This is a genomic window from Methanogenium sp. MK-MG, from assembly GCF_009914725.1.
GTDB lineage: Archaea > Halobacteriota > Methanomicrobia > Methanomicrobiales > Methanomicrobiaceae > Methanogenium.
Genome location: NZ_JAAAWJ010000080.1, coordinates 1 through 8,123, shown reverse-complemented (window position 1 = coordinate 8,123; position 8,123 = coordinate 1). Strand labels below are relative to the sequence as shown.

Annotated in this window: 8 protein-coding genes; 4 read left to right on the top strand and 4 right to left on the bottom strand. The window is 44.7% G+C overall.

The window, feature by feature from the left end; genetic code table 11:
- Positions 1-389 (top strand): tRNA pseudouridine(13) synthase TruD (gene truD, locus MKMG_RS09690; protein ID WP_165077607.1); only part of this gene is annotated, 389 nt, incomplete at its 5' end.
- A 5-nt stretch (positions 390-394) separates the two neighbouring features.
- Here the strand turns inward: truD and sppA are convergent.
- Both sppA and MKMG_RS09680 read right to left on the bottom strand, forming a co-directional pair.
- The gene (gene sppA / locus MKMG_RS09685; protein ID WP_165077605.1) at positions 395-1,180 is read right to left on the bottom strand and encodes a signal peptide peptidase SppA; all 786 of its coding nucleotides are present in this window, start codon (positions 1,178-1,180) and stop codon (positions 395-397) included.
- Between the two features lie 9 nt (positions 1,181-1,189).
- The gene (locus MKMG_RS09680) at positions 1,190-1,870 is read right to left on the bottom strand and encodes a dihydrofolate reductase family protein (RefSeq protein ID WP_165077603.1); all 681 of its coding nucleotides are present in this window, start codon (positions 1,868-1,870) and stop codon (positions 1,190-1,192) included.
- Positions 1,871-2,030: 160 nt separating this feature from the next.
- Between MKMG_RS09680 and MKMG_RS09675 the strand changes: the two genes are divergently transcribed.
- Positions 2,031-2,675 (top strand): CDP-alcohol phosphatidyltransferase family protein, encoded by a 645-nt coding sequence (locus MKMG_RS09675; RefSeq protein WP_165077602.1) that lies wholly within the window; start codon positions 2,031-2,033, stop codon positions 2,673-2,675.
- Here MKMG_RS09675 and artA read toward each other — a convergent pair.
- Positions 2,647-3,456, bottom strand: coding sequence for an archaeosortase A (artA, locus tag MKMG_RS09670; protein WP_165077600.1), 810 nt, complete (start codon positions 3,454-3,456; stop codon positions 2,647-2,649). The two genes, MKMG_RS09675 and artA, sit on opposite strands and share 29 nt — an antisense overlap.
- 108 nt (positions 3,457-3,564) lie before the next feature.
- On the opposite strand from artA, the gene MKMG_RS09665 reads away from it, so the two are divergent.
- Positions 3,565-3,885: a transcription factor S gene (locus MKMG_RS09665; protein WP_165077598.1), complete on the top strand. Its 321-nt coding sequence runs from the start codon at positions 3,565-3,567 to the stop codon at positions 3,883-3,885.
- Positions 3,886-3,907: 22 nt separating this feature from the next.
- On the opposite strand, the gene MKMG_RS09660 is transcribed toward MKMG_RS09665, so the two are convergent.
- A complete protein-coding gene (locus MKMG_RS09660; protein WP_165077596.1) occupies positions 3,908-5,971 on the bottom strand; it encodes an acetate--CoA ligase family protein in 2,064 nt (687 codons plus the stop codon).
- Positions 5,972-6,190: 219 nt separating this feature from the next.
- On the opposite strand from MKMG_RS09660, the gene acs reads away from it, so the two are divergent.
- On the top strand, positions 6,191-8,086 hold the full coding sequence (acs, locus tag MKMG_RS09655) for an acetate--CoA ligase (RefSeq protein WP_254059160.1): 1,896 nt from the start codon (positions 6,191-6,193) through the stop codon (positions 8,084-8,086).
- The last annotated feature ends 37 nt before the right edge of the window (positions 8,087-8,123 follow it).

The following is an 8,123-nucleotide window of genomic DNA, read 5'->3' as shown; positions in this document are numbered from 1 at the left end:
TCTGGGACAGAATAATATTTCAAACCGGAAAAACGGACATCGTTGAAGAGGCAAACATCGGTCCGGCAGAAGTCCTTGTAAGACGGGGACGTGCCCATATCTGCCTGGAGATGCCGGGTGAAAAGACCATCCCCACACACAGCTCATCTGAACAGCTGATAAATACCCTGATGGAAGCTGACGGTATATCCCATGCATCATTCAGAAAAGCAGGCGAATTAACCGGCATGTCGTTCAAGGGTGCCGTCCGCAGGATTAGTCTTAGCACCAGTGTTGTATCAGAGATCAGTGACGACACGGTGCGCCTCTCATTCTCACTTGGGCCTGGTCAGTATGCGACCACGATATGCAGGGAATATATGAAAGCTGATCCCGTCCGGATGATCTAAAGAGATCAGGGATACGCAGATACGGCATCTATTGCGTCGAAGAGATTCCCCATCTCATCGACCAATCCGATACTCTTCGCATAATCACCACGGATGGGACGGGCATCCTCAATGATTGACCGGTTTACTCCACGCTGCACCATCACATCACTGATAAACAGATCAGAACTCTGGTTCACAAGCTCCTGAAGATACTGTCGTTCATCCTCTGTGAGCCCCCTGTATGGAGACGTAATATCCTTTTTATCACCGGATTTGAGCACATCAACAGAAACACCTTCATCTTCAAGCGATTTACTGTAATCAAATATCGTCCATATGGTACCAATGCTGCCCGTCATGGTATCTGGATTGGCATAGATAACATCAGCGTGAGAACTGATGTGGTAGCCGGCAGATGTTGCGATATCCCCCATGGAAACAATGACAGGTTTGCGTTGTTTCGCGTATTCGATATCACGGATGATCTCCTGCGCTGCTGCAGGTGAACCTCCGGGACTGTTTACCCGGAGAACAATTCCCTCAACAAGTGGATCATCTGCCGAGGAACGTAATTCACGGCCGATATATTCACTTCCCGCAAACCCGTTTCCGTTCACATTCCCCGAAACAATAGTGCCTTCCACACGTATCACAGAGACACTGAATTCTTCAGAAACGGCCCATAATGCAGCGATCACAATCACTGCAAGAAAAAGTGCAGTGATTCCTCCCAGAAAAAAATATTTAATCCAGCCGCGTCGCATTCGTTTTCTGTTTATTCTGTCTACTTCCCCCGTAAGCCAGCCCATGGGATTCACTCACTGATAGAGAATATCATACTCTGTTATCAGATTCTTTCCACACATATAATGGTTTTTCAGGCTCAGATGAAACATCTCTTCCACTGAACGGATATGCATCCCACCAACAAGAGAAGGGGTGTCAGCACCTCCGACAATAAAAGGCAGATGTATCAGGCGTAATTCATCCACAAGGCGATTTTTTAACATATAATAATTCAGCGTCGGGCCCCCTTCAACCATCAGTGATCTGACATGATATTTATCATAGAGCAGGGTCATAAGCAGAGAAAAATCGATCTCTTTTTTACCCGCCACAAGGACATCAACCCCTTTTTTCAGAAGCGCTGCCACACGTTCCTGAGGGGCTTCTTCCGATACCGTAATGACCGTCTGAGCATCGGGCCCGAGTACATTTGAATCAAGAGGAATGTCAGCCCCCCTGTTTGGAATAACACGAATCGGATTACTCCCTTTGGCATGCCTGACCGTGAGCATAGAATTATCAATTCTGATGGTATTGGACCCTACCATAATTGCATCATATTCGGCCCGTGTCTTATGGAGCAGTATCTCTGTTTCAGGGTCCATAAACTGCATCAGAATCTTGCTTGACGCACCTTTCCAAAGAGTGAGTTTGCCATCAACAGTCATCTCTGACATAATAAGAACATGTGGTCGGTTTATTCGTTTTTCCATATATAACCCCAGTTGATCTATTCTTAATCGGTATGTGCTATTAATGTAATTATACGACAGTTATACAGATGAGAGAACTATTTTTAATCTGTGCATCCCCTAAAATATCGGGTATTAACAAAGAATTATACACTTAATCTCCCCATCTGTGTATACGATAATGAATATTACAGCATTTAGACCCCGTGCAATAAGAATCCTGAATCCTCTTGCACACGCATGTGCAAAGACGGGTATCACCCCAAATCAGCTGACATTACTTGCAATAATCTCAGGTATTGCATGTGCTGTCCTGTATGCAAACAGAATGTTTGTCGCCGGAAGCATTATGCTACTTGTTTCAGGCATTCTTGATCTGATAGATGGTGGCGTAGCACGGATTAATAATAAATCCAGTGATTTTGGAGCAGTTTTTGACTGGATTGCTGACAAATATATTGATACACTTGCACTGCTGGGAATCGGGATGTCCGGTATTGCCATTATCTCCCGCATCATCTCTGTGAATGCCTTCCCCGCACACACGCTGGATTTTAGTATCATAGCAATCGCCATCATTGGCTCTTTCATGAACACATTCATTAAACCGGTTGTCTACGCCGAAATCGGATATGATAACAGAGAGAATGGAAAAATAGCTGATCCGCTGGAAGGCATTGGTTTTTTTGGCCGTCCGGAAACCCTGATTATTCTTATAATCGGTGGGATCAGCGGATATATATGGATTTCAGCCATTATTGTCGCTCTCTGCACAAATCTCTCAGCAATTCAGCGGATCATTTACCTTTACCGAACCATCCCCTGATTTCTTTGACAAATAAATCCACAATTCCTGCCATCACTTCCCCAAGCCGGGGATTGATCCAATAGAGCATATACGCAATGGCAATAAACGCGAAGAGCGCTCCGATTTCTGCAACAAAATTGTGTGCCCAGAAGAAACTTTCATAGCCAATTTGCCCGTTTGAAGCGATTTCCGGTAAATATGGGAACCACTGATCACCATATGCGACGAGAATAAAGGTATTTCTCAGGATATTTAATGCAAATATCACCGGCACAATAACAAAGAAAGAAACGACTTTCTGTTTCACAGAAGATGGTATGGCCCAGGCAACACCCAGCATAATTGCCATACCCTGAATACCGGTACATGCGAGAATAATTTCAACACGGTACAGATTTATCCTGAACATATTCCATTCAACGAGTTCATACGGAAGACCGATTCCCGTAAACACCCATGCAAGCAGGTCAACATTAACCGCGATAAGCCAGTCTGCAAGTAGCGGAATCAGCATAAAAGGAGCAAATATGACATATGCAATACCCGCCATCCGGCTTATGATGATACTGTATTCATTCTCTTCAAGCAGTTTTGGTATAATTATTATCAGGAACGGTATGCCGAGAAATGCGGCAACCGGGTACATAAAATTATTTCCAATAATGTATTCGGGAAATTTTGCAAAAAGGATACCAACGACACTTATCCAGCCAGCAATTGCAAAATATTTTCTGAAACCCGTTGGGAAGAGAAACAGAAAGAATGCAATAAAGGATATGAGAACAAAAATCTCCTGCATTACATTTAGTTATGGCATGTACCCTCAAATAATTTTCACAATATGAATGTCATACAGAAAGGCACAGATTCCATATCTTAATCAGACTGTACAACAAATAATTAGTCGATGAAATTCTGTCCTAATTGTAAATCATTCATGATCTCTTCTGAAGGCATTTTCCGGTGCAGAAAATGCGGTTATACAGAAGAACCGGGAGAAGACACAGCAGAAAATATGATGATACGCAGTAAACGGGTAGAAAAGGAAATTGTCATTGTTGATGAAGCGGATGATATCAGAACTCTCCCGACTATCGCTGCAAAATGTCCGGAATGTGGCTGCCCTACAGCAGAATGGTGGCTTCGTCAGCTTCGGTCTGCTGATGAGTCTGAGACCAGATTCTTCCGCTGCATTAAATGCAAATACACGTGGCGCGAATACGATTAAAAAATAAATTTTTTGCTTTTTTTTACAGCAGACCGGGTGCTGAAACCCTGAATTGCTGCCAGAGTACCCTTCCGACAACCCTGAAGGTAAAATCAAGTTCCTCGAAACTTGGAATTGAATGCTCGCGCAGAATCTTTCTGCCACGATCCATTGATGCTCCACCAAGAAGAGAAGATATAATACGCTTATCTGTATTGCCTGAAAGTTTCAGTATCTGATTTGCAAGCTGTTCTGATGACAGAATATTGTTGGGGAAACCTACGACAAAGCACATATCCCAGAGATCATCATGTCTGGCGAGAACCTCAAATGTCTGTTCAAACCGGTGTTCAGATGCGTCACCCAACAGATCGACGGGATTGCCTTTATTCCAGAATTCAGGCAGAAACTCATTCAGTTCTGCAATAACGTCCGCAGGCAGATCCACGATATCAATACCATACCGTTCTGCATAGTCAGATGAAAGCACAGCAAATCCGCCGGCATTTGTCACGACGACAGCACGCGAACCCTTTGGATATCGCTTGGGATGCGAGAGCATCTCAGCTGCAAGGAACGCCCCTGTCAGGGTATGGACTGCAAGAACTCCGGACCGCCTGAACGCCTCCATATATACATCATAAGAACCGGAGAGAGATCCTGTATGTGAGGCTGCAGCCTTTGAACCACGGTCAGAAGAACCGGATTTGATTGCAATAATCGGTTTTGTCTTTGAAACCTCGCTTGCAACCTTCATGAAGGCCTCACCATCACTGATCTCCTCAATGTACATGATTATTGCCTTTGTATTCGGGTCACGCTCAACCCATCGCATATAATCAAAGAAGTTTAGATCTGACTGATTCCCTACAGAGACCACCGCAGAAAAACCAACATCCTCAGCGAGACTCCAGTCAACGACGGTATTTACAATTGCGCCACTCTGCGAAAGAAATGCAATATTACCCGGCCGGGGGGACTGATGAACATATGTCGTATCAAGACCGCGGGGAGGAACAATGAGCCCCAGACAGTTTGGCCCGACAATGCGCATGCCATACCTGTTGGCAATCGCAACAACCCGTTCTTCAAGGGCCTTGCCGTCTTCACCCATCTCTTTGAATCCTGCAGTGATAACAACAGCAATATTGACTCCTTTTTCACCGCATTCTTCTACGACCTTGGGGACATACATTGCAGGGACGGTAATAACTGCCATATCAACCGGTGACGAAATATCCTTTATCGTCTGATATGCCTTAAGACCCTGAATAGTATCACGCTTATTATTTACCGGATAGAGCTGACCAGGGAAATGAAGAAGATTGTGCATCACCGCATATCCCATCTTTGTGGGGTCGTCAGATGCTCCGATTATGGCTACTGAACGGGGATTGAAGTATTCAAGAGGAATATCAGGACGTTCTTCCTTTTTCTGCGCATTGTTAACGTCTCTCAGTATAACACGTGAATCAACAGCACAGGCACCGGATTCATACAGACGTAATGGATTGATATCAAATTCCTTTACCTGTTTATTCTCCTCAAAGAACCTGCAGACATTCAGGATGGTATTCACCAGTATCTCTTCATCCTTGGGTTTTGAACCACGATAGCCTGAGATCAGGGGATAACTTCTGATCTCTTTGACCATCTCCCTTACATCCTCCTCAGTTGCCGGAAGAATTCTCAGGGCCACATCCTTCATCAGCTCGACAAGCGTGCCACCAATCCCAAAGGTGATCACCTTGCCAAACGTAGGATCAGTTTTTCCGCCAATAATCAGCTCAAGACCAGGTTTCGCCTGTTCTTCTATGATTACTCCATCAATTTTTGCCTTTGGGTTATATTCCTTGACGCTTGTCACAATCCGGTTAAAAGCAGCCTGAGCACCTTCTTTTGTCCCGATACTGGTGACAACCCCTCCTGAATCACTCTTATGAATGATCTGGGGAGAAACAATTTTCATCACAACAGGAAATCCAATACTTTCCGCAACATCCCCTGCTTCTTCTGCAGTGGTTACAATCTTAAACGCAGGTACAGGGACGCCATACTTACCAAGTATTTCATATCCTTCTGCTTCACTTAACATCCATTCCTTCATCTATTTCATCCTCACCTATCAGAATAAAGCACTATTTTCAGGGAACCTGTTCAACAATTGACGAAAACTGCTTCGTCACGTTTCTGTCATTTTGTTTGATCGGCTCATACATATATGTTTGTAATTGTTAATCATGTCAAATCCCCGGAACACGGGGCAAAACAAAATGATTTTAATCATTGGAATAAATTGAGTAATATTCCAGATGTGTGACAAATCATGACAAATCCTATGGAACAACCCGGATTCACACAAAAAGTGTACAAACCGGCCCCCGAATGCCAGAAAGACGCAAGAATTAAAGACTACGCACTCTCATATGCAAACTTTGAGAAAGACCCGGATGATTTCTGGAGGCGCGTTGCTTCAGACCTGCTCTGGTTCAAACCATGGGACAAGGTCAAAGAATGGGAATATCCACATGCAAAGTGGTTCGTTAATGCAAAATGCAACATCACCTACAATTGCCTGGAACGCCATCTGAAGAACAACCGGCGAAATAAAGTAGCCTTGTTCTGGCGTGGAGAAGACGGAACTGAGAAGATATACACATATGACCGGCTCTACAAAGCGGTCATGCAGTTTGCAAATGCATTAAAGAGTCTTGGCGTCGGGAAGGAGGATGTCGTATGTATTTACATGCCAACAGTCCCTGAACAGGTCATAGCAATGCTTGCCTGTGCACGTATTGGCGCGGTACATACCGTTGTATTTGCCGGATATGGTGCATCAGCACTGAACGAGCGGATTGTAGGTTCAGCAGCTAAAATTGTGATTACCGCAGATGTTTCAATGCGCAGGGGAAGAAGCATCCCACTTAAGCCAATTGTCGAAGAGGCACTCATTCATGCACCCAGTGTCGAACGGGTGGTTGTCCTCCGCCTCCAGGATCCCCCTACCAGTCTTCTTGATGATTTTGAGGTCGACTTCTACAAGATTATGAAAAAGGCAGAAAAAAACTGCCCTCCTGAAGAGATGGATGCTGAAGATACCCTCTTCATACTCTACACATCAGGTACAACCGGTGCCCCAAAAGGAATTGTCCACACCTGTGGAGGGTATATGGTGGGTGCCTATTACACAACCAAATATGTCCTTAATGTCAAGGATGACGATGTATACTGGTGTACCGCAGACCCGGGCTGGATCACCGGGCACACATACGCAGTATATGGACCCCTGCTTCTGGGTTCAACCATATTCATGACAGAACATACACCCGACTACCCTGATGTCGGGATCTGGTGGCAACTGATTGAAGCATATGGCATTAATGTCCTCTATACTGCACCGACTGCCATCCGCATGTTTATGCGATATGGTGCAGAATGGCCGGACAAATATGATCTGAGTTCCCTGCGAATACTTGCATCAGTCGGAGAACCACTCAATCCTGAAGCGTTTGAGTGGTTCTATAATGTAATAGGCAAACAGAGATGCCCAATAATAGATACCTGGTGGCAGACAGAAACCGGAAGCCATATGATAACCACTCTTGCCGGAGAGAAGATGAAACCCGGATATGCAGGAAAACCGATTCCGGGAATTATGGCAGATGTGGTGGATAAAGATGGCAAGCCCGTAGCCCCCAATCAGACAGGATATCTTGCAATCACCGCCCCATGGCCATCAATGATGCGGCACGTCCATAATGATGAGGAACGCTATCTGACCTACTGGAATTTAGGAAAATATCCATATTACAGCACAAACGACCTCGCAATAAAAGATGAAGACGGCTACATCATGATGCTTGGACGGTCAGATGATCTGATCATTGTAAGCGGGCACAATATCGGAACGGCTGAAGTCGAAAGTGCGCTTATTTCACATCATGCGGTTGCCGAAGCAGCAGCCATCGGAAAACCAGACCCGGTGAAAGGGAACTTACTGAAGACATTTGTAATACTTATTGAAGGTACAACAGTCACTGAAAAGCTCATTCATGATCTCAAGTATCATGTCAGGCAGACACTTGGCCCGATTGCGGTACCCTCTGAAATTGAATTCGTTGACTCATTACCAAAGACCAGAAGCGGGAAAATTATGCGTAGGGTTTTGAAAGCACAGGAGATGGGAATTGATCCCGGCGACATCTCAACACTGGATGAGTAAACAGGCAATCATATAAATACTATTTAAATCATTTAAT

Bases quoted from the DNA above. Each gene is read 5' to 3' on its own strand.
- sppA (WP_165077605.1), bottom strand. From the start codon at position 1,180: ATGGGCTGGCTTACGGGGGAAGTAGACAGAATAAACAGAAAACGAATG.
- MKMG_RS09680 (WP_165077603.1), bottom strand. From the start codon at position 1,870: ATGGAAAAACGAATAAACCGACCACATGTTCTTATTATGTCAGAGATG.
- MKMG_RS09675 (WP_165077602.1), top strand. From the start codon at position 2,031: ATGAATATTACAGCATTTAGACCCCGTGCAATAAGAATCCTGAATCCT.
- artA (WP_165077600.1), bottom strand. From the start codon at position 3,456: ATGCAGGAGATTTTTGTTCTCATATCCTTTATTGCATTCTTTCTGTTT.
- MKMG_RS09665 (WP_165077598.1), top strand. From the start codon at position 3,565: ATGAAATTCTGTCCTAATTGTAAATCATTCATGATCTCTTCTGAAGGC.
- MKMG_RS09660 (WP_165077596.1), bottom strand. From the start codon at position 5,971: ATGAAGGAATGGATGTTAAGTGAAGCAGAAGGATATGAAATACTTGGT.
- acs (WP_254059160.1), top strand. From the start codon at position 6,191: ATGACAAATCCTATGGAACAACCCGGATTCACACAAAAAGTGTACAAA.